Origin of the sequence: Aerococcus urinae, from assembly GCF_001543175.1 — a bacterium.
Taxonomy (GTDB): domain Bacteria; phylum Bacillota; class Bacilli; order Lactobacillales; family Aerococcaceae; genus Aerococcus; species Aerococcus urinae.
In genome coordinates, this window is sequence record NZ_CP014161.1 from 810261 (window position 1) to 830013 (window position 19753).

16 protein-coding genes and 1 other annotated feature are annotated in these 19753 nt (G+C 39.5%); of the genes, 12 read left to right on the forward strand and 4 right to left on the reverse strand.

Annotated features, from left to right (window positions below; genetic code table 11):
- Positions 1 to 3: 3 nt before the first annotated feature.
- Together AWM73_RS03800 and AWM73_RS03805 are read right to left on the reverse strand one after the other, a co-directional pair.
- Complete coding sequence (locus tag AWM73_RS03800; RefSeq protein WP_060778148.1) at positions 4 to 438, reverse strand: BlaI/MecI/CopY family transcriptional regulator; 435 nt, start codon at positions 436 to 438, stop codon at positions 4 to 6.
- 5 nt (positions 439 to 443) lie between these two features.
- Positions 444 to 1412, reverse strand: a complete 969-nt coding sequence (locus AWM73_RS03805; protein ID WP_060778149.1) for an alpha/beta hydrolase — start codon at positions 1410 to 1412, stop codon at positions 444 to 446.
- A gap of 165 nt (positions 1413 to 1577) precedes the next feature.
- Between AWM73_RS03805 and AWM73_RS03810 the strand changes: the two genes are divergently transcribed.
- Positions 1578 to 2738 (forward strand): ATP-grasp domain-containing protein, encoded by a 1161-nt coding sequence (locus tag AWM73_RS03810; RefSeq protein WP_060778150.1) that lies wholly within the window; start codon positions 1578 to 1580, stop codon positions 2736 to 2738.
- A gap of 204 nt (positions 2739 to 2942) precedes the next feature.
- Here the strand turns inward: AWM73_RS03810 and AWM73_RS03815 are convergent, their stop codons facing one another.
- Together AWM73_RS03815 and recU are read right to left on the reverse strand one after the other, a co-directional pair.
- Positions 2943 to 5411 (reverse strand): transglycosylase domain-containing protein, encoded by a 2469-nt coding sequence (locus AWM73_RS03815; protein WP_060778151.1) that lies wholly within the window; start codon positions 5409 to 5411, stop codon positions 2943 to 2945.
- A gap of 7 nt (positions 5412 to 5418) precedes the next feature.
- Entirely contained in the window at positions 5419 to 6027 is a 609-nt protein-coding gene (gene recU / locus AWM73_RS03820) for a Holliday junction resolvase RecU (protein WP_060778152.1), read from the reverse strand.
- A 292-nt stretch (positions 6028 to 6319) separates the two neighbouring features.
- On the opposite strand from recU, the gene tig reads away from it, so the two are divergent.
- The 11 genes from tig to AWM73_RS03875 all read left to right on the forward strand — a co-directional run bounded on the left by tig (position 6320) and on the right by AWM73_RS03875 (position 19693).
- Positions 6320 to 7600, forward strand: coding sequence for a trigger factor (tig, locus tag AWM73_RS03825; protein WP_060778153.1), 1281 nt, complete (start codon positions 6320 to 6322; stop codon positions 7598 to 7600).
- A gap of 113 nt (positions 7601 to 7713) precedes the next feature.
- Positions 7714 to 8970, forward strand: coding sequence for an ATP-dependent Clp protease ATP-binding subunit ClpX (gene clpX / locus AWM73_RS03830; RefSeq protein ID WP_060778154.1), 1257 nt, complete (start codon positions 7714 to 7716; stop codon positions 8968 to 8970).
- A 170-nt stretch (positions 8971 to 9140) separates the two neighbouring features.
- Positions 9141 to 9743 (forward strand): ribosome biogenesis GTP-binding protein YihA/YsxC, encoded by a 603-nt coding sequence (yihA, locus tag AWM73_RS03835; protein ID WP_082702851.1) that lies wholly within the window; start codon positions 9141 to 9143, stop codon positions 9741 to 9743.
- 112 nt (positions 9744 to 9855) lie between these two features.
- The gene (gene dnaG, locus AWM73_RS03840) at positions 9856 to 11721 is read left to right on the forward strand and encodes a DNA primase (RefSeq protein WP_060778155.1); all 1866 of its coding nucleotides are present in this window, start codon (positions 9856 to 9858) and stop codon (positions 11719 to 11721) included.
- Entirely contained in the window at positions 11722 to 12927 is a 1206-nt protein-coding gene (rpoD, locus tag AWM73_RS03845; RefSeq protein WP_013669912.1) for an RNA polymerase sigma factor RpoD, read from the forward strand. It begins immediately after the preceding gene.
- Positions 12928 to 13110: 183 nt separating this feature from the next.
- Positions 13111 to 14475: an aspartate kinase gene (locus AWM73_RS03850; RefSeq protein ID WP_060778156.1), complete on the forward strand. Its 1365-nt coding sequence runs from the start codon at positions 13111 to 13113 to the stop codon at positions 14473 to 14475.
- 227 nt (positions 14476 to 14702) lie between these two features.
- Positions 14703 to 15437: an amino acid ABC transporter ATP-binding protein gene (locus AWM73_RS03855; RefSeq protein WP_111818053.1), complete on the forward strand. Its 735-nt coding sequence runs from the start codon at positions 14703 to 14705 to the stop codon at positions 15435 to 15437.
- Between the two features lie 257 nt (positions 15438 to 15694).
- Entirely contained in the window at positions 15695 to 16624 is a 930-nt protein-coding gene (mreC, locus tag AWM73_RS03860) for a rod shape-determining protein MreC (RefSeq protein ID WP_060778158.1), read from the forward strand.
- Positions 16625 to 16638: 14 nt separating this feature from the next.
- Positions 16639 to 17160: a rod shape-determining protein MreD gene (gene mreD / locus AWM73_RS03865; protein ID WP_060778159.1), complete on the forward strand. Its 522-nt coding sequence runs from the start codon at positions 16639 to 16641 to the stop codon at positions 17158 to 17160.
- A gap of 72 nt (positions 17161 to 17232) precedes the next feature.
- Positions 17233 to 17445 (forward strand) — a binding site (T-box leader).
- A 55-nt stretch (positions 17446 to 17500) separates the two neighbouring features.
- Entirely contained in the window at positions 17501 to 18994 is a 1494-nt protein-coding gene (locus tag AWM73_RS08995) for an ABC transporter permease subunit (protein WP_076340212.1), read from the forward strand.
- Between the two features lie 27 nt (positions 18995 to 19021).
- The gene (locus AWM73_RS03875; protein ID WP_060778160.1) at positions 19022 to 19693 is read left to right on the forward strand and encodes an amino acid ABC transporter ATP-binding protein; all 672 of its coding nucleotides are present in this window, start codon (positions 19022 to 19024) and stop codon (positions 19691 to 19693) included.
- Positions 19694 to 19753 lie beyond the last annotated feature (60 nt).

Genomic DNA, 19753 nt, shown 5'->3' on the forward strand with positions numbered 1-19753 from the left:
AAATTACCCAATATCTTTGTGACACTCACATTGGCCAGGGATGCAATGGCAAGTGACAGTGGGGACAAGGTCTTTATCCCTCAAGGCTTGGAAAATATTGTCTTGCATGCCTTGGTCCAGGTCACTTTGTTTGATCATGTCAATGATTAATTGGTCGGCGTGGGTGCGACAATGTTGCTTGAGTAAATTATTAATATCGGCCGCTTGGCTACTTGCTTCAGAAATTAGAGGATGGTAGAGATACTGTCCTCCTTTTTTTTCAGTCGCTAGATAGCCTTTATTGACTAAGCGATGTAAGAGGGTTTTGATGGTTGTGGGTTTCCAACCCGTCTTTTCGCTGAGGCTATCGATTACAAAACGACTGGTGGTTGCTCCTTGAGCCCAAATCACCCGAAGAACCTGGTGTTCACTGTCGGTTATGGAGTTTTTCTTAGTCATATGATTCACTTCCTTAGAGAATAATTATTTGACTTTGTTTGCTTTGGCAGACTATGTTGACTTATCCAAGTCAGAATATCATGGTAAACAACTTCTTCATTGTCATAAAGAAAAAGCTCGTGACCGCGTTTTTCATAAACTTGAAAAATGACATCTTGAAAATGAGCTTGCTTCAATTCCTGGTAGGTGCCAGAGAGTTTTTTGCTTGGACCTAGTAGAAAATCATTGGCTCCATTCATAAAATACAGGGGAAGATGGGGGTCAATCGTCTTGGCCCAACCTTTTTTGGTAGCGGAGTCGACTAACCTAATTAAATGCCAAAAGCCATCATTAGTAAAAGGAAAACCATCCAGGGGATAGTCTACTTTTTCTGGTTGAGGGTACCAATATTTCAAGATCCGTAAATCGCGCTCACTAGGCTGGCGTTTAAATTGGGTAAAAAGACCACCAAATAAGAAACGATGCAAAAAGAAATTGGTCGCTTGCGGACGACTGAGCTTAGTTAATAGGGGGCTCAATAATTTTCCCAAATCAATTACAAAAGAATGATCGGCGCTACCGGAGAGAATGGCTCCAGAGACCGTGTGACTATATTTTTGTAGAAAAAGCCGACTGATAAAAGACCCCATGGAATGTCCAATCAGAAAATAAGGAACATTGGGATTCACTGATTTGACATCGCAAATCACGCGGTAGAGGTCTTCTACCAGAATTAACTTCATATTATATGGTCCAAAATAGCCTAGGGAGTCATGGGCTTTTGCATAAGGACCATGCCCAACTTGATCATGGGCAATGAATGTGATGCCTTGAGACTGAAACCATTCTCCCATGGGCTGATAGCGGATGGCACTTTCAGACATCCCATGCACGTAGTGTATGATGGCTTTGGGATGGTCAGCTGTCCAGCTGTAGTAATCTAAGGGGTGTTTATCGGGGTGGGAAGATTTTAAATGGTAATGTTCTTGGTACATGGTCGACTCCTTTCTCTTGTGGCTACTATTATATAGGAAAATTTTTAGAAGGTAAAAGTTAGGCTAGTCAGACAATAGCCTTGCCTAATATTGGCGTTCGTGGTAAATTTAACTATTAATAAGCCAACTTGTAGTAATCCTCATTTTAAAAGGAGTTTGATAATTATGAATTTTGTCTATATTTCCCCGTATTTTCCTCAAAATTTCCAAGAATTCGCTGTTAAACTTCATCAAAATGGTGCAACAGTATTAGGCATTGGGAGTGAAGCCTATGATATTCTACCGGCGTCTCTTAAAGAAGCCCTTACGGAATATTATCGGGTGGATAATTTAGAAGATACTTTAGCTGTGAAGAAGGCAGTGGCCTTTTTCTTCCATAAATATGGTCCAATCGACCGGATAGAATCGCAAGAAGAATATTGGTTAGAACTAGATGCTCAATTACGTGAGCAATTCAACATTGTTGGGATGAAACCTAAGGAACTGAAGAAAATAAAACACAAATCAGAAATGAAAAAATACTTTAAGAAGGCTAAGTGTCCAGTAGCCAAGGGGCGTTTAGTCAAAACTAAAGTTAGTCTGAAGCGGGCTGCTAAGGCCTTAGGTTATCCAGTTGTCTTAAAACCAGATGTTGGGGTAGGTGCTGGTAATACTTACCGAATTGATAATGATGATGACTTGGAAAAGTTTGAAGCCCAATGGGACCATACGACGCCTTACTTTATGGAAGAGTTTATTGAAGGTGGGCAGTTATGTACTTTTGATGGCTTATTGGACCAAGAAGGAAATATTGTTTGGTATGGAAGTCTAACCTATGAAGAACCAACCTTGGATTGGGTCAATGGTGACCGCGATGGGGTCTACTGGATTGAAAAAGAAGTAGATCCAAAACTTAAAGAAATTGGCGAAAATGTCGTTAAAGCCTTTGGAATTAAGGAGCGTTTCTTCCATATCGAATTCTTCCGGATGCCGGATAATTCTTATTTGGGTATTGAATATAATAACCGTGCTGTTGGTGGCTTTGGCCATGATGCCTATGACTACGCCCATAGTATCGACTTATACGATATGTATGCCAAGGTTGTTTTAGGCAAAGAAATTCCTGCTAACCCCAACGATTCACGCTATTGCGTGGTGACATTTAGGCAGGCAGATAAAAATTACCAACATTCAGTTGCTGACATTAAAGAACGTTATGCTAATGATGTTAAAGCCGTTAAAGACCTACCTAAGGTTTACCATGATTTGTTAGGTAGTCAGTTATTTGCTATTCTATGTGACAATGACAACGAGCGTCAAGCAATTACAGATTACATCCGCGCCTAGGCTCAGTTTATTCTTCCTACTAGAAAAGAGCTAAAAAGAGCTGGTTTCAAAGGTAATGACTTCAATAGTTAGATGCTTAGTCTGACTTATTGGAGCCGCCATAAAACACTATATTTTTTTGATGAATTCTCTTTAATATTAAAAGTCAGAAAAAGCCCCCAAAGTAACCTTGGGGGCTTTTATCGTTATTAGAGTTTCTAGACTTTAACTGGCATTAGGTAGTCCACTATTGCCTCCCGACCTGTAAATGGTCCGTCGACTATAACCTTCTCTTTGACTGTTTCCTGGACTCACACTTGGCTCTCTTTGAGAGCTTGGTGTTTCTCTAGGTGGGTTTTGTAAACCAGATTCACTAGTTCGTTCTGAATTAGGAGTATCCTCTTTTGGATAAGCTGAGGTCGAATCATCAATCTCAGATAATTCACTATCTGAGTGGCTTTCTTCCAGTCCAGAATGACTACTTTCTTCGACTTGACTTTCACTCTCTCTTGAAATGTAAGTTTCGACTTCTTCGCTACTTTCAGAGTAAGAATTGGAGTCAATATCGATGGTAGTTTGTCTGCCATAATTTTGCTTAAGTTCTTGATATAATTCATTATTGACTAAGTCTCGTACACTATGACCAGCGCCTGGATTAGCTAAGCGGAGTGGTTTTGAGCCAAATATTAAATCAACTGTATGGACGGAGTCAGGTTGGGTCCAATCGCTACTTGGATTTCTACTTTCTAAGTGATCCATTACTTGCCGGTATAGGCGATCCGCAATTTGCTGTTGAGCTGTCGTTAAGTAACCATTTGCCTGGTAAGGCTCGTCATGCCCTGTCCATACTGTTACTGTATGGTTTTTGGTATAACCGCTGGCCCAGTGATCGGGGACTGCTCCGGCTGGAATATTCAATTGGCGAACTTGGTCATCCGTGTAATTGGTCGTCCCAGTTTTACCGGCTTCATGAATATTAGGATTATGAATCCAGGAAGATAGACCTGATTTAAAGGTATCTTTTAAGACAGAGGTTAGCATGTAGGCCGTGGAGTCTTTCATCGCTTCATGCGATTCACCTTGAACATCAACTTCTTCTCCGTCTGTAGTAATGAAGTAATCGACAGCTTTAGCTTCATTATATTGACCATTATTCCCCATTGCAGCATAGGCAACGCTTAATTGTAAAGGAGTCATTTCCCCACCGATAGCATTGGATTCAACCAGACCTTTGCCATCATTCAAAGTAATTCCTAATTTCTTTAGAAATTCATCGGCACGTTCTGGACCAACATCTTGGAAGACTTTGATGGCAGGGATATTTCTTGAGTTCTTCAAGGCTGTTCTTAAGGTCATGGTTCCTTGGTATTGACGGTCCCAGTTATAAACTTTGGTTCCACTTGAATATTGATAAGGTTCATCTTTTTCAGTTTGACCCGGCGAATAATTTAAATATTCAAAGGCAGGTCCATAGGCAGATAAGGGTTTTATGGATGAACCGACACTACGATTTAACTGGGTAGCCCGGTTAAGACCCAATTGGTTTTCTAAATGGCGACCACCAAATAGGGCAATGATATGGCTATTGCTGGTATCTAGAACGGATACGGCCGTTTGGATATTATCATTATCGAAAAGTAAACCATTGTTATCTTCAGCAGTTTGATGTAGAAAAGTTTGTGCTTGCATATCTAGATGGGTATAGACTTTTAAACCATCAGAGTAAAGGTCATAGCCTGCTGCTTTAACGTCGGCAGCGACTTGTTGGATATAGGAATCGAGCATCAATTTCTGTTGATTATTGGTATCAATCTGTTCGTTAAGCGGGAGTAAACCGTGATCGATCGGTTGGCTAATCGCTTCTTGGTACTCTTCTTGAGTAATGGTGTCATTATCTAACATGGTGTAGAGCACGGTATCACGACGCTCTTTGGCTTTATCGGGATTATGGTAAGGATCGTATTCATTTGGTGCTTGTGGCATCCCAGCTAAAAGCGCGGTTTGATCTAGGCTCAGTTCAGTTAAAGGCTTGCCATAATAGATATTTGCGGCGGTACCAATACCGTAGACACCATTTGCCATATATACCTTATTAATGTAGTATTCAAAAATTTCCTGTTTAGAAAATTGTGATTCTAACTGTAAAGCCAACCATAACTCTTGGACCTTTCTCTTATAGGTTCGATCCGACTCATTTGTAGAGAAAACCGATAGTTTCACTAATTGTTGGGTAAGGGTAGACCCCCCTTGGGCAATCCCACCTGCTCTTAGGTTTGCAAATAAGGAACCCATAATACGGATAGGGTCGACACCGCGATGTTTGAGAAAGCGGCGATCTTCTATTGAAGTCACTGCGTCAAAAGTTTCTTGAGAGATTTCATCGCCTTCTACGATAATTCGCTCATTCTGGCTGGTTTCAAAAACTTCATTTCCTTGGTTATCATATACTACAGAGGCCACAGAGCCTTGTAAATCGCCTTCACTAATTTCTGGTGCTTGAGCAATCCAGATCAGGGCAATAATAGCTAAAATAATAAAGAGACTGCCCACAGCGCCAAGGCCAATCAGTAATATTTTTTGCCACAAGGGCTTATCGCTAAAATTATTATTTTTTCTTTGTCGTGTCTTTTCCTCTTTATTTAAGCCAGAGGTGCGCCTTCTATTATGGGGGTAATGAGTAGACAAAAGAGTCACTTCCTTTTTAATTGTTGTTTTGTAAATACTTATCCAGAGCAGCTAAATAATCGAGGGGAGGCTGATAGCCAATTTTAATCAAATAACCTTGGTTTTCGATGCGTTTGAGACTGATGGAAGCTTTTTGCCCCTCTTGAAAAGCTTGCCAGTCCTCTAATAAAGCACTAAGCGGGTATAGATAACTTTGCGACAGGGAGGTGAAATGTAAGATAACAAAACTTATACCTCCTTGCTGACTACATTTTTCCATGTGTTTAATCTGATGGTCATGGAAGTTATTAAGAGGGAAACGGGTTTTTGTTTTTGTTTGCTTGGCTTCAAAATCAATATACCTGCCTTGGTAAACCCCATTGTAATCAGTGGTTGAAGCTTGGCGGTAGTAGGCCTCCGTAATTTTAGCGTGTTGCCGATTGGGATAATCGACATGGACCACTTGAATAGGAGTTGGCTTTTTATGGATAACTGCCAAGTCATGAGATAAATACCAGGCATTGGAGTCATTTAACATGTCCTCCAGCAACATGCCCCTTTTTGCATAAATTGTCTTTGGCTGATGCTTTGAATGCTTGCTTCGCGGGAGAGTCTTATGGTACTTCTTCCCATTGGGATAATACATGACCTACCTCCTCTCAAACCATTAATTTATTATAGCAAAAATTGGCATAATTAAGAGAAATACATCCTCTATTTAATATAATTATAATATAGGCAATCTTTTTATCAATGCACAGTATTGATATGCATCTAAAGATATTAAAGACTAGCCTGTAAAATTGCAACGGATAAGAATTATTTTGCGATAAATTGGACAAAGCCTTGGAATTAGTGTAATATATCTGAACGTGTAGATTAATCTTAAGGATTAATTCTTGATTTAGAAATTTATTTATAGTTAGGGGAATGACCGCATGTCAGTAAAATTTGAAGAAACAGCGACAAATGAAGGTGTTTTACACTTTACCGTTTCTAAAGAAGATGCTCAAAAAGCTTTAAAACAAGCATACAACCGGGTTAAAGGAAAAGTTAATATCCCTGGTTTCCGTAAAGGTAAAGTGAGTTATCCAGTTTTTGTTAAAATGATTGGTGAAGAAGCCTTATATGAAGATGCTTTAAACTATGCCTTACCACAAGCTTACGCTAATGCCGTAAAAGAAGCTTATTTGGATGTTGTAGGCCAACCTAAATTCGATGTAGAAAAAATGCACAAGGGTGGTTCTTGGGAATTAAAAGCTGAAGTAGCCACCAAGCCTTCAGTTTCTTTAGGCGATTACAAGGACTTAACTGTTGATAAACAAGACCGTGAAGTAACTGATGAAGATGTGGACAACCGCTTGAAACAAGCCCAAGAAAACTTAGCAGAACTTTCTATTAAAGAAGGAGAAGCTCAAGAAGGCGACACCGTTGTGATTGACTATGAAGGTTCTGTCGACGGGGAAAACTTTGCCGGGGGTAGCGCAGAAAATCACTCCTTGGAATTAGGATCAAATTCCTTTATTCCTGGCTTTGAAGACCAATTAGTGGGTTCAAAATCTGGAGATGAAGTAGAAGTAAAAGTCACTTTCCCAGAAGAATACCACGCAGAAGATCTAGCTGGTCAAGACGCTATTTTTAAAGTGAAGGTTCATGAAGTAAAAGAAAAATCAGTCCCAGAATTAGATGATGAATTTGCTAAAGATGTGGATGACGAGGTTGAAAGCCTAGACGAATTGAAGGCTAAGTATCGTGAACAACTTCAAGAATCGAAAGACCAACAAGCTGATGAACAAGTGGAAGACCAAGCGATCCGTCAAGCCGTTGATAACGCTGAATTTTCTTCTGTTCCTCAAGCAATGATCGATGAAGAAGTTAACCGCCAATTAGACCACTATTTAAATGAAATGCAACGTCAAGGGATTAGCCCGGAAATGTTCTATCAATTAACTGGTACTTCTGAAGAAGACTTACGTCAACAATTTGCTGAAGACGCAGATACCCGGGTGAAAACCAATTTATTATTAGAACAAATCATTGCTGAAGAAAACATTGAAGTCAGTGAAGAGGATATTGCTAAGGAAATTGAAAACCTAGCAGAAACCTATAATATGGAAGTTGAAGCCGTTAAGAACGTGGTCACTGAAGATATGCTCAAACATGACATTGAATTAAAACAAGCCATGAACTTAATTACCTCAACAGCAAAAGAAAAATAATCTGAACAGCTATTTTCAAAAATAGGTCAGAAATCGAGTGGGAGGTCGCATTAATTGACTTCACACTCGTTTTTTGTCACAATACATTAGATAGAGAAGGAGGAATGCGTAGAATGTTTAATGACGATAACGAAAGCAATATCCATTGTTCCTTTTGTGGAAAGTCACAAGACCAAGTGACCAAGTTAATTGCAGGACCGGATGTGTATATCTGTGATGAATGTGTGAAGCTTTGTCAAGAAATTATTGAAGATGACTTAAACGTTCAATCAGATAACCAAGAGTTTATCGTGAACCCTCCTAAGCCAACTGAAATCCGTCAAATTTTGGATGATTACGTGATTGGGCAAACAGATGCCAAAAAGGCTTTATCTGTGGCCGTTTATAATCACTATAAACGTATTAATAGCAACCAAATTAAGAATCAAGACGAAGATAATGTAGAATTACAAAAAAGTAATATCTTACTAGTTGGTCCAACTGGTTCAGGGAAAACTTACTTAGCTCAAACTCTAGCCCGCATATTGAAAGTACCCTTTGCGATTGCAGATGCCACGAGTTTAACGGAAGCAGGTTATGTTGGAGAGGACGTTGAGAATATTCTCTTAAAACTGCTACAAGCAGCTGATTTTGATGTGGATAAAGCTCAACAAGGTATTATCTATATTGATGAAATTGATAAAATAGCAACCAAGGCGGAAAATGTTTCTATCACTCGCGATGTCAGTGGTGAAGGGGTTCAACAGGCCCTCTTGAAAATTCTAGAAGGAACGGTTGCTAATGTTCCTCCTCAAGGTGGACGCAAACATCCTCACCAAGAGTTCATTCAAATCGATACTACTAATATTCTATTTATCGTTGGTGGGGCTTTCGATGGAATTGAAAATATCATTAAGGAACGTACTGGCCATAAAGTCATTGGTTTTCAAGCAACTAAGACGACAAAAGCTGAAAAGCATGACCTTATGACACAGGTGATTCCTGAGGACTTACAAAAATATGGCTTAATTCCGGAATTTATCGGGCGCTTACCCATTATTGCTAGTTTAGATGAATTGAACGAGGAAGACTTGGAACGTATCCTGACAGAACCTAAGAATGCTTTGATTAAGCAATATAAGCAGTTATTAGCCATGGATAATGTTCAGTTAGAGTTTACTGATGACTCTTTACGAGCCATTGCGCAAAAAGCTATTGACCGTAAAACTGGGGCGCGGGGATTAAGGTCCATTATTGAAGAATCGATGTTAGAAGTGATGTATGATATTCCTAGTCGTGAAGATGTCTCTAAGGTTATCATTACTGAAGATGTCGTTAAAGATCATGCAAGTCCCGAACTCTATGACCAAGATGGGCAGTTAATTGCCTAATGAATTAATTGAAGAGGGGCTGTGACAAGAGTCACAGCCTCTTTCTCAATGCAGTCCCTTATTTAAGGGATCCATAAGACGCCTTAACTTGTAATATGATTATAAAAATTTACTTTTACAAAATAATCTTAAGCTCACCTAAGTCTGTTTTATAACGTAAGGAGCACCTCATGATACAAGCACAGAATATTGAATTTATGCTAAGCGCTGCCAGTCCTAAACAATACCCAGTTCCCGACCGCCCAGAAATTGCTTTAGCTGGTCGGTCCAATGTGGGAAAGAGCAGTTTCATTAATACCATGACTAACCACAAAAAGATTGCTCGTATTTCGAGTAAGCCTGGGAAGACCCAACAGTTAAATTATTATAATCTTGATAATAGCCTTTACTTAGTTGACGTTCCTGGCTACGGATACGCAAAAGTAAGTAAAACAGAGCGAAGCCGCTGGCAAAAACAACTGGCAGATTATTTTGTCCAACGGGAAAATTTAGAAGCTGTCTTTCTTTTGGTAGATTTCAGACACCGTCCCAGTAAAGATGATATCAATATGAAAGATTTCCTTGACCAGTGTCAGGTACCGTATTTTATTATTGCGACTAAGGCGGATAAGGTAAAGAAAAACCAATGGCAAAACCACCTACAAGCTATAAAAGAAGATTTAGATCTGGTGACCGAAGATCAAATTTTACCTTATTCTTCTGCCAACCGTGAGGGGCGTGATGAGGCATGGGAAGTCATCAATGCCTTATTGGACGGAGACTATGACGAATAGTTATTGTTTGAAAAGAAATATCTGACAATATTTTCGCTCTTATCTTGCATTCAAAAATTATCTTCACTATAATTTACTCTGATATAGCCAGTGGAGAAAGTGGGGGGATACAATGGCCTTTATACCGGAGGAAGTTATTGATCAGGTCCGCCAAAATGTTGACATTTTAGATATTATTGGTCAGTTTGTGGATCTTCAAAAGCGAGGAAAAAATTACTTTGGTAAGTGTCCCTTTCACGATGAAAACACGCCCTCATTTACTGTAGAAGCTAATAAGCAATTTTATAAGTGCTTCTCCTGTGGTAAAGGTGGCAATGTCTTTAATTTCCTAATGGATTTAGAAGGATATAGTTTTCCTCAAGCTGTAAAAGAAGTGGCTCAATTAGCTAATCTTAAGTTGGACTTTAATTTTGACCAGCTAGACCCAGGGACCAGTGTCCATCAGTATAATGAAGAAGAGCAAAGGCTTATCGATATCCACGAAGAGCTGGCAAATTTATACCATTATTTATTAATGAATACCAAAGCTGGTCACCAAGCCTTGACCTATTTAGAAGACCGGGGGTTAAAATCGGAAACCCTAGTCCAATATCATATTGGTTGGTCTCCCTACGATGGCCAGTTAACTTTCAACCATGTAAAAAATAAGGGGTATGACAGTGAAGCAATTGTAGCTAGTGGCATTTTTGTGGGTGATGGTCCGGAAAAAATCGATCGATTTAGAGGACGTATTGTATTTCCTTTACGTGATAAATTTGGCCATGTCTTGGGTTTCTCAGGAAGAATTCTTGAAACCGATAGCGCAAATTCGCAGGCTAAATACCTAAACAGTCCAGAAACACCGATTTTTCAAAAAAATAATTTTCTATTTAACCTTGATTTAGCCCAAGATAGCATTCGCAAGGAAAAGGAAATTATTCTTTTTGAAGGCTTTATGGATGTCATTCATTCCTACCAGGCCGGGGTCAAGCATGGTGTCGCTTCTTTGGGGACCAGTTTAACTGATCGTCAGATTCAAGTCCTCTACCGCAGCTCACGACAACTTTTGCTCGCTTATGACGGTGACAAACCCGGTTTAAAGGCAAGTAAGCGTGCGCTTGAACACATAGCCCAGCAAAGTCCTAGTATGCGAGTTAACCTGCTCATGTTTCCAAGTGGGATGGATCCTGATGAATTTATTGGTCGCTATGGTGAACAACGCTACCAGCAATTTATCCAAGAGCAAAGCATGACGCCGATTGCTTTCTACCGGCACTTTTATCAACAAGAGTTTTCTTTAGCAAATGATCAAGGTAAGATCCAATACATCAAGGCCATGCTAGCTGTTATTAGCCGCTTATCCTCCACTATTGAGCAAGACGTCTACTTACAGGAATTGAGTGAAGACACTGGGGTTGATAAACGTTCGCTTCAAGCCCAACTTCACTTTGAGCAGGAGACAGGTCAACAAGAGGAGCAGTTTTCTGAAGCTAGCCATGATGAAGCAGAAGTCCAACTGGATAAATTCCCTTTAAAAAAATATTCCAGTTTACAGCGCTTTGAGTTACAATTACTTAACCGCCTACTAACTTCTGAGAATGCTTGGTATTTAATTAAAAATATTGATGGAAACTTTCATTTCGAAAGTAGTAGTATTGAAAGTGTCTATCTTTTACTATGTGCCTACCGGCAAAGTGAAGGAGAAAGCATTGATATTGGAAATTTTTATCAGTCCCTTCGTTCTGATGCTGATAGGCGGATCGTTATAGACGCTCAGGCAATGAATCTTCCTCCTGAGTGTACTGGTCAGGAAATTAATGATTTAATTTATCAAATAAAAGATAAGAGTCATTATCAGGATCAAATTAGGCAGATCAACCAGGATATAGCGGCTGCCAAGCAAATTAATGATTATGCTAAAATTAGCGATTTAAATCAACAGAGAATACAAATATTGCGACAAATGAAACTGTCAAAAAAGAAGTCAGGAGAGATTTAATTGAGCAAAACGACCGACAAGCAGGAAAAAACTTTAAAACAAGCCAGTCAAGAATTACTTAATGAGAAGAAAATATTGGGCTCTATTTTATATACTGAGTTAAGTGATAAAATTGCTCAACCCTATTCTTTGAATGATGAACAAATGGATCAGCTTATTGAAAAATTTGAAGACGGTGGCGTAGCTGTTGTTGATGAAGATGGAGGCCCAACCAACCGTCAGTTACAAAATGAAGCGCTTAAGATGCAAGAAGACGATGAAGAATCTGAAAAAGATATTGATCAAATCTTAGATGAAGAAGAAAAAACTAAGAAGAAAGATAAAAAAGACAAAAAAGATACTAATAAGTCGGCTTCTTCAACGAGTTCAAAGGTAAAAACCAACGACCCTGTACGTATGTATCTTAAAGAAATTGGCCGAGTAGACTTACTGACAGCTGATGAAGAGGTTGCCCTTGCCAAAAGAATTGAAGCCGGAGACCCAGTAGCCAAGCAAGAGCTGGCCGAAGCCAATCTCCGTTTAGTCGTGTCGATTGCTAAACGTTATGTCGGTAGAGGAATGTCATTTTTGGACCTGATCCAAGAAGGAAATATGGGCTTAATGAAGGCAGTAGAAAAATTTGATTATACCAAGGGTTTCAAATTTTCCACTTATGCCACTTGGTGGATTCGTCAAGCGATTACCCGTTCGATCGCTGACCAAGCCCGTACCATTCGTATTCCGGTACATATGGTGGAGACTATTAATAAATTAGTCCGTATTCAACGTCAATTACTCCAAGAACTCGGTCGCGAACCCACGCCAGAAGAAATTGGTGCGGAAATGGACCTACCTACTGAAAAAGTGAGAAACATTATGAAAATCTCACAAGAACCAGTTTCCTTGGAAACCCCTATTGGTGAAGAAGATGATTCCCATCTTGGCGATTTTATTGAAGACAATGATGCCATGCAGCCAGATGAATATACCAATCAGGAATTGTTAAAAGAACAACTCAATGAAGTGCTGGATACTTTAACTGATCGGGAAGAAAATGTCTTACGTCTTCGTTTCGGTTTAGAAGATGGTCAAACCAAAACCTTAGAACAAGTTGGACAACAATTTGGGGTGACTCGAGAAAGAATCCGTCAAATTGAAGCCAAGGCCTTACGTAAATTACGCCACCCAAGTCGTCTCAAACAATTAAAAGATTTTCTAGAAGACTAGAAGCAACTCTGATAACAGTAATGGCATTCAAATGTTGGATCGCTTTCCAATGCTTGAATGCCTTTATTTTATCCTTCGCTTTTATAGATCACAATTGAAAGGAAAATGATCACTGTTGAATCCAATTATTAATCATGCTATCTTTAGATCAATTAGTTCATTCTAGAAGGAAGAGATGTCTTAGTGAAAGTAGTAAAATTCGGTGGTAGCTCTCTAGCTAATGATAAGCAAATAAAAAAAGTGAAGAATATCATCGCCAGTGATAAAGACCGAAAAATTATTATTGTTTCTGCACCTGGAAAGCGTTTTGATGGGGATATAAAAGTGACCGATTTATTAATAGAGTTGGCCTCACAGACACTAAATGGCAGCGTGGATACCTCCCAAACCTACAAGGAGATCGTTGAAAGGTATCGCGATATGGCAGAAGCCTTAGAAATACAAGAGCCAGTCATTGATGAAATCAAAAAATCTTTAAATGACATCCTCAATATGGATAAAAGTCAACCGGATTACTTTATCGATGCCCTCAAAGCGAGTGGGGAGGATAATAACGCTAAATTAATCGCGGCCTATTTCAGAACTTGTGGCTTGAATGCGAGCTACATCAACCCTGGTGAAGCAGGTTTGATTCTTAGTGATGAACCCGGTAATGCTAAGGTTTTAGCTGAATCCTATCTCAATTTAGCAAAATTAAAAGAACGTGATGAAATTTTAGTTTTTCCTGGCTTTTTTGGTTACACCAAAGAAGGTAAGCTAGTCACTTTTTCACGTGGTGGTAGCGACATTACCGGAGCTATCGTTGCCAATGGAGTGGGGGCTTCTATGTATGAGAACTTTACCGATGTTGATAGCATCTTTGTCGCTAGTCCGGCCCACGTTCATAACCCCGTTGGAATCAGCAATTTAACCTATCGAGAAATGCGTGAACTCTCCTATGCAGGCTTTACTGTGGTTCATGACGAGGCATTGTATCCTGCTTTTGCAGAAAACATTCCCGTCGTAGTCAAAAATACCAATAATCCGGAAGCCCCTGGGACAATGATTACGGAGAAAAAAATGACTGAAAATAAATGGCCAATTGCTGGTATTGCTAGCCATGGTGGATTTGCTTCTGTTTATATTACCAAATATATGATGAATCGCGAAGTGGGGTTCATGCGTCGCGTGTTGAGCGTCTTTGAAGAGTACGAATGTAGTGTAGAGCACGTGGTATCAGGGATCGATGATATTGATGTTATCTTTAAAGAAGAGCAACTTTCCGCAAAAGAATTAGATGAACTGCTTTTAGCGATCCAAACACGTACAGCAGCTGACAAGGTCGAAAAAAGAGAAAATCTTTGTCTGTTAATGATCGTTGGTGAGTCCATGCAATCAAGTATCGGGATTACCGCCCGGGCGACTAAGGCCCTCAGTCAAGCTAACATTAATTTAGAAATGATTAACCAGGGGTCTAGCGAAAATAGTGTGATGTTTGGTATCAAGGAAAATAAAGAAGCAGAAGCCGTACGGGCAATTTATGATGAATTTTTTGAAGCAGAAGACTAAGCCACTTGTTAGGTTTAAAGATAAACAGAGAAGCCACTAAAGAAGTCGAATTTGTTTTGACTAAAAATAATTTATGGATTGATTTATCACTTATTTTAAAAAATGCTTGCTATCTTAGGAGGAATAGGCTAAAGTAAGTAACAATAAATGTTACTAATACTTTGATAAAAAAGATTAGAATTCTTTAGTCTTTTTTATTTACCTAACTTATGAAAGGGGTTACTCACATGGCTCAAGCAAAAGTAGTGATTCAAAACCTAAAGAAGAGTTTTGATGATAATGAAGTTCTCAAAGATATCAACTTAGAAATCAGCGAAGGTGAAGTGGTCTGCATCATCGGTCCTTCGGGTTCAGGGAAATCTACTTTATTGCGATGCATTAATCGTTTAGAGACGATTGATGGGGGTAGTGTGGTAGTCGACGGTATTGATATGTCAGATGAAAGTATCGATATCGACAAGGCGCGTGAAAATATCGGAATGGTTTTCCAACAATTCAACCTATTTCCGCATATGACTGTTAAAGAAAATATTACTCTAGCACCCCTGCAATTAAATAAATTAAGTCAAGAAGAAGCTGACCAAAAAGCCCTTGAATTATTAGATAGTGTCGGCCTTAAAGAAAAGGCTGACGCCTATCCTAATTCCTTATCTGGTGGTCAAAAACAACGGGTAGCCATTGCTCGGGCCTTGGCTATGGACCCTGACTTAATGTTATTTGACGAACCGACATCAGCCTTGGACCCAGAAATGGTTGGTGATGTGTTAGAAGTTATGAAAGATCTTGCTAGACAAGGGATGACCATGGTGATTGTGACCCATGAAATGGGCTTTGCTAAAGAAGTGTCTGACCGTACCTTGTTTATGGACGGAGGGTACATTGTTGAGTCAGGTAAACCAGAAGACCTATTCAATCATCCCAAACATCAACGGACCCAAGATTTCTTACAAAAAGTACTCTAACTATTAAAAAATAGGTTAGAAGTCGTTACTGGATGACATGAGCGTTAGCTATACCCAGTGAGGTTCTGAAACAATTTTAAAAGAGAGGCTGAGTTTTTACTCTGGCCTCTCTTTTATTTTACGGGTGAGGCTAGTAATTCTTGCTTTTCAAGCGATGGTAAAAAAATTATAATTAAACAGGAAATTATTATAAATCCAGCTAATGAATGGTACAATATGACTACTATTGATTTACGACTTGGAAAGGATGGAGCAAATTGCGCCAATTTTTTGAAAATAAAAAACTTGTGGTTGTGCTATTGAGTGTTATTAGCTCACTTAGCCTGATTGCTTTTTCCACCTTTGGACAGGAAAGTTTACCTCAACCCATGACCTGGGTAAATGACTTTACTGCAATGGTAGCCCGCCTGATATCGACCCCAACAAATTCCATCATGCAATTTGGGGATTCTGTGACTAATTTACAGAATACCTATCAGGAAAATCAGCAATTAAAAAAACAATTGTCCACTTTACAGAGCTTAGAAGCACAAAATACGATTTTAAAAGAAGAAAATAAGCAAATGACCAATCTTTTAAAATTGAAACCGACCCTGGTTGGTAAGACAGTAATTGCATCTTCAGTCATTTCTAGGGCTCCTGAAAATTGGTTAGATAAGTTGACTATTGATGTAGGTTCTAACAACGGGGTGAAGGAGAACATGTCGGTCATGACTGATTCAGGTCTCATTGGCCGAGTTTCCGAAGTTGGCCCCACAAGTGCAAAAGTGAGCTTAGTCACTTCAGACCAAGAAGATGCGGTGGAAATAGCTGCCGGTGTTCAGTCTGATGATGGGATATTTTATGGGGTGATTGACCAATACGATTCAAGTCATAACCGCTTAATTGTCAATCAAATTCCTAAAGAAGCTAAAATAAAAGAGGGTAATCTGGTCACCACAAGTGGTCTGGGTGGTGTTTCTCCAGAAGGCTTAATCATTGGAAAAGTGGCTAAAATGGAAGACGATGAATTCGCTTTAGCTAAACGTGTCTATGTCGAGCCAGCAGCTAATTTCAATGATATCCGTCATGTCTTTGTGATTATGTCACAGAGAAGTGAACCTGACACAGAGACCCCTAATGCAGCTGAAGAAGTTCCGGGCACTACCCCAGCCAACCAAAATGGCGCAAGTCATTATGCAAATTAGGAGGAGCGAGTGATATGTTCGATTATATACGCTATCATTTAACCCTTCCCGTTTTTTTAATTTTTGTTTTCTTACTGGATGGCGCTTTAGTTAATGTCTTACTAGCTAGTGTGGATACCTATGCCTATCAAATTATTCCCAGTCTTTTACTGATCAGCCTAACACTGATTCCCTTGTATTATAACCAGCCAAGAACGATTTACTTGATGGCTTTTATTATTGGTTTTCTGTATGATTCATACTATAACGGCATTCTAGGAATTAATTTATTTCTGTTCCCAGCAGTCGTTTACTTATCCTACCAGGTAAAAAATCGCTTTCCCTTGAATTTTTATAGCATCTGGGTCTGGGCTGTGATCATGTATCTTTTATATCACAATGTGATTTATTGGCTCTATCGGATCTTACGTATTCACGGGGACACTTATCTTAAGTTCTTAGCTAGCTTTTTAGGTCCCTCCCTATTATTTAATAGTTTAATGATTTTTCTGCTCAACCTGGTGATTTATCGCTTAGTCAATTGGGTCAAGGGCTGATCCTTATTGGGTTTTAAAAATAAATAAATCTTGCTAAATACAAATAATATCAGTATAATGAAAATTAATATCATAATGACAGTGAATGGAAGAGGCTAAAACCTTTCTTTTAAAGAGAGTCTGGCTGGTGGAAACAGACAAAGAAACTTTAGCTACACACCCAGGAGTCAATAGTTTAAAAGGCTATTCGCTTAGCGAGCGTTACATCGCGATGTTACTAACATCATGAGGCAATTATTGTGAGATAGTTGCGAAAAAAGGTGGAACCACGAAAGCGTCCTTTTCGTTTTAAACGAAGAGGGCGTTTTATTTTTTATTAAAAGAAAAGGAGGAGTTTGTCATGATAGCAGGATTCGACTTGAAAAAGTCTTGGATAGTTATGGTTATTGCTTTAGTTACTATTTTGGGGTTGGTGGCAAACCACCATGTTGAAGCTGAAGAGGCAGCTCCTCAAGAACGTATGGAATCTGTTGAAGAGGGACCAAAAAGAGGCGATAAGGTTGTCATCGGCCTAGATGATACCTTTGCTCCCATGGGATTTCGTAATGGGCAAAATGAAATTGTTGGTTTTGACATTGACTTAGCCCAAGCTATTGCTGAGATTTATGGCTGGGAGCTCGACTTTCAGCCGATCGACTGGGCAATGAAAGAAACCGAATTGAATAGTGGTAATATTGACTTACTTTGGAATGGTGTCGGAATTACTCCTGAAAGAGAAGAACAGATGCTCTTTTCTCAGCCTTATTTTGAAAGTCCTAATATCGTGATTACTAAAAAGGAAAGCCCAATCAAGGAACTTTCCGATTTAGCCGGGAAAACGATATCGACCCAATCTGGCTCGACGACAGCTGAAGATATTAAGGACTGGCCTAATCAACTTTACCAAAAATTGGCGCAAAAACCGGTTCTCTATTCCTCTTATAATGAGGTTTTTGCTGATTTAGATTCCGGCCGTGTTGATGCTGTGGTCACTGATTATACTTATGGTCACTATATTATGGAGGTTCGTGGGGAAGAAAAATATGACTCCTTCGTGGACCCCAGTAAGGAGCCTGAGCAAATGGCAGTCGCGATGCGAAAATCTGCTAGCGGTCTTAAGACAATGATCGACCAAGGTCTTGACCAAGTAAAGGCTAACGGAAAATATGATGAAATTGTCGCCAAATGGTTTGGAGAAAACCGCCAAGTGGCTAGCCAAGAGAATATTATTCAAAAAAACCTTCCCTCCCTGTGGAGTGGTTTTAAACTAACCCTTGTCTTGTTTGTCTTGGTACTGGCACTTAGTCTCCCATTAGGTTTTCTTATCGCCATTATGCGGGTCTTTAGCCCTAAACTGATTCAATGGTTAATTGAAGGTTATGTCTTCATTATGCGAGGGAGTCCGCTCATGTTACAACTGATGATGGTTTTCTTCGGTTTACCTTATTTAGGAATTAATTTGGATCGCTTTACCGCTGCCCTTATAGCCTTTGTGATAAATTATGCCGCTTATTTTGCGGAAATTTTCCGGGGTGGGATTACTTCCGTACCCCAAGGTCAATACGAAAGTATCAAAGTCTTAGGGATTGGCTGGCAAAGGGGTTTTCGTCGCATCATTTTACCTCAAGTGATGAAAATCACTCTACCATCTGTCGGCAATGAAGTGATTGCCTTAGTCAAGGATACTTCATTAGTCTATGTGATTGGCCTTGGAGAATTGTTACGAGCGGGCTCGATTGCTGCTAACACCTATGCAACCATTATTCCTTATTTGGTCTGTGGGGTGTTCTATTTAATCTTCACTGCCTTTGTGACCCTTGCCTTGCGTAGAATTGAATATCGGGTGAGCTGGTAGTCCAGTGATGAAAGAGGAGGGATTTTAATGGCCTTAATAGTTTCTAATTTAAAAAAAGCTTACAACGGTAATAGGGTGATTGATCAATTTAACTGCCGGATTGATCCAGGAGAAATTGTTATTTTACTGGGCCCATCTGGAACCGGAAAAACGACTTTTATGCGTTTAATCAATAATTTAGAAAAATGTGACCAAGGAAATATTGCCATTGGTGACCGGGTCCTCTGCCAAGAGACTTCCCAAGGGGTTCAATACAGTGATAAGGCCAGTCAACGCCGTTATCAAAACGCCATTGGCATGGTTTTTCAAAATTACCAGTTGTTCCCCAATTTTACGGTCTTAGATAACGTCTTAGAAGCACCACTTGCACAAAAATTAGCGCCCAAGTCAGAATTGCTCGATCAGGCCATGTTTTTACTCGACAGTGTGGGCCTAAAAGATAAGGCTGATGCCTATCCATCGACCTTGTCAGGAGGGCAAAAGCAAAGGGTTGCCATTGCTAGAGCCTTGATGCTATCACCAGAGATCATTTGTTTTGATGAACCAACTTCAGCCCTTGACCGCGAGTCCGCTAATCAAGTAGGAAAGTTAGTTCAAGCTATCGCTAAACAAGGGAAGGGCATTTTAGTGGTTACTCACGATACTCAATTTGGTGAAGATTTTGGTACCCGGATTGTTTCTTCTGAAGAATTTAAATAAGCCATCGTAATTTCTTATTGTTATTTTTTGGAAAAAGATTGCCAAGTAATTCAAGATTGT